The sequence below is a fragment of the Vibrio sp. 1180_3 genome (assembly GCF_029478545.1).
GTDB classification, from domain to species: Bacteria; Pseudomonadota; Gammaproteobacteria; order Enterobacterales; family Vibrionaceae; genus Vibrio; species Vibrio aestuarianus.
On record NZ_SJFM01000098.1, the window covers coordinates 1 to 2,203 of the forward strand.

The 2,203-nt window shown below is 39.8% G+C and carries 4 protein-coding genes; 1 reads left to right on the plus strand and 3 read right to left on the minus strand.

Annotated elements, in window-relative coordinates:
- Window positions 1-187: 187 nt before the first annotated feature.
- From EYW48_RS20915 to EYW48_RS20925, 3 genes are read right to left on the minus strand one after another with little or no spacing between them, the layout of a single operon-like run.
- Entirely contained in the window at window positions 188-565 is a 378-nt protein-coding gene (locus tag EYW48_RS20915; RefSeq protein WP_277433017.1) for a protein-export chaperone SecB, read from the minus strand.
- A 12-nt stretch (window positions 566-577) separates the two neighbouring features.
- Window positions 578-859 (minus strand): hypothetical protein, encoded by a 282-nt coding sequence (locus EYW48_RS20920; protein WP_277433018.1) that lies wholly within the window; start codon window positions 857-859, stop codon window positions 578-580.
- A complete protein-coding gene (locus EYW48_RS20925; RefSeq protein WP_277433019.1) occupies window positions 822-1,481 on the minus strand; it encodes a hypothetical protein in 660 nt (219 codons plus the stop codon). The genes EYW48_RS20920 and EYW48_RS20925 overlap by 38 nt, the downstream gene beginning before the upstream one ends.
- Before the next feature lie 226 nt (window positions 1,482-1,707).
- Between EYW48_RS20925 and EYW48_RS20930 the strand changes: the two genes are divergently transcribed.
- On the plus strand, window positions 1,708-2,079 hold the full coding sequence (locus EYW48_RS20930; protein WP_171981163.1) for a hypothetical protein: 372 nt from the start codon (window positions 1,708-1,710) through the stop codon (window positions 2,077-2,079).
- The last annotated feature ends 124 nt before the right edge of the window (window positions 2,080-2,203 follow it).

The window sequence follows — 2,203 nt, forward strand, 5'->3', positions numbered from 1 at the left end:
TAACAAAGCATTTAAGACGGATTCGCAACGCTTGGCGGTTTTAGTGTAAATTCAGTTTTTGTGTTTTAAGTGGTTTGTCGAGGCGTTGGTGTTTAGCGTCGCTCACCACTTAATGCGGCGTTATGTGCCAGAGGGTATGCGTTGGATTAAGGGCACTTGCTCAGAGAAGTGCAGATGCCCTGAAGTTTCACTTATTGTTCTTGAAGCGAGTGAAATTAATGGTAGGTAGCATGATTGGATCATGGCCTGAACTTAGCATTAGGTTTGCCATATAGGCTCTAAGAAATGGGTAAGCGATAGCTGGCGAGTTGACGCTTACAAAATGAGAATTCATAAACTCTTCATCAATTGCATTGTCAGTTTCAAAGATCGACTCATAGTCTACTTCGTAACTGAAACCCATCTTGTGTTTGAGCTTGATGTTGAAGCTAATACTGTAGTTATTTGGGCTTTCAGGTATATCAGATGCAGAGTAGTTAAGTTCTAGATTGTTTTCATCATCTATAAACTCTTCACGTTGTACATTGAGACCTGTAACTCTACTCTGGATAATTCTAATGTTCATATTTTTTAATAATCACGCAGCTAAAGCATAGTTTTCATCGTTTGCGGCAGAATCAGAATCATCTAGCAAGTACGACGAATTGTTAAGTGAAAACTCAACATGATGGTAGCTATCACCCGCGATAGATACATAAATTTGTTGGATCAGGGTTTTGTGAAATTGCATTTCAGAAAGAGTTGGACCAAACCCGTAGTCAGCCTTTAACTCTTCGTACTCAGCAATAAACTGTTCATCATCAATGCTATTAAGCCATTCTTCAGCTAATCTCAATGATTCCATCTGTAGATTCGTCATATGAACTCACCTTTCTTAAATTTAATACCGCTTCCACCCTCTTTGAAAACTCTTCTGGGTATACAACAACCTTATCTACTATGCACTTTTTGGCTTTTTCAAACAAGCAAACTTGCTGCCTTGTTAAAACTATAGTGCTTTCTTTCGATTTTGGTGTGAAAGCTATGTCATTTTGTTCCGAATGGAAAGTATCTTGTGCCTTAATCGCCCAAAACGGAAACATTCCACGACTGACTGGGTTTTCCTCTTTCAGCCTATAGTGAGCTATGGTTGTAGCTATTGTTGGAACTTCACTCTTGCCAGCTTTTCTCAATCGCTTTTCATATAAGTCAGTCAACTTGTTAAAGTAGAGCTGACTACTAACATTTCCAGCCAAATCTAAAAAAAAATCATCTGGGATATCAAGGTCACACCTTGATATCGAGTATTCGTCTTTATAACCTACTCTTCCCCAAATGTGAGCAAAGTGGTCACTATCGGTCCAAAAGTAATACCCTTGGGTTAACCATTGCCAACGTTTTGCATCAGGTGGTCCAGTTGGGCCACTTAAAAAGGGCGCATTCTCCCAAATATAAGACCACCCACCAGTTTTTTCACATGTGTGAAATCCTAGTATTTTCATGTGGTTATTTTCATCGTTTGTTTAGCGGCGGATTATACATAAAAGAGAGCATAAAGAACAAGCAATAGCTGCAGAATATTTGGCACATAACAAAGCATTTAAGAGGGATTCACAACGCTCGGCAGTTTTGGTTTGAATTAGCTTAAGTGTTTACGGCACAATGGTTTAGTGGGGTGGCTGCGTTGTTCACCCCTTAATGCGGCGTTAGTTTTTACAAGGAAATAGTATGAGAAAGTTAGTTATTTTAGGTGCGGTATTAGGTATTGCTGGGTGCTCGATGACACCCCAGAAGCTTCGTTCAACAGAGCCAGCCTTTGTTGTTAAAAGCAATCAAACTTCAGAACAGATCGCCATGTGTATTTCTGATAAGTGGGAAAGTACGCCTGTAATAGGATCGAGTCCAATAGTTAGCAATAAAAAAACTCAGGCTGGTTATACCGTGCAGCTCTTTATCGGTGGTAACTTGTCCCACTTGGCTGACATTGCAAGTGCTGACAGTACAGAAGGCAAAACTGTTATTACTACATTTTCAAATACATTTGCTATAGGTGAAGATCCTTCGTTAAAGGCAGTACTGGACTGTCAAGCTCAAAACTAACAAAGCATTTAAGACGGATTCGCAACGCTTGGTGTTTTTAGTGTAAATTCAGTTTTTGTGTTTTAAGTGGTTTGCCGAGGCATTAGTGTTTAGCGTCGCTCACCACTTAATGCGGCGTTATGTG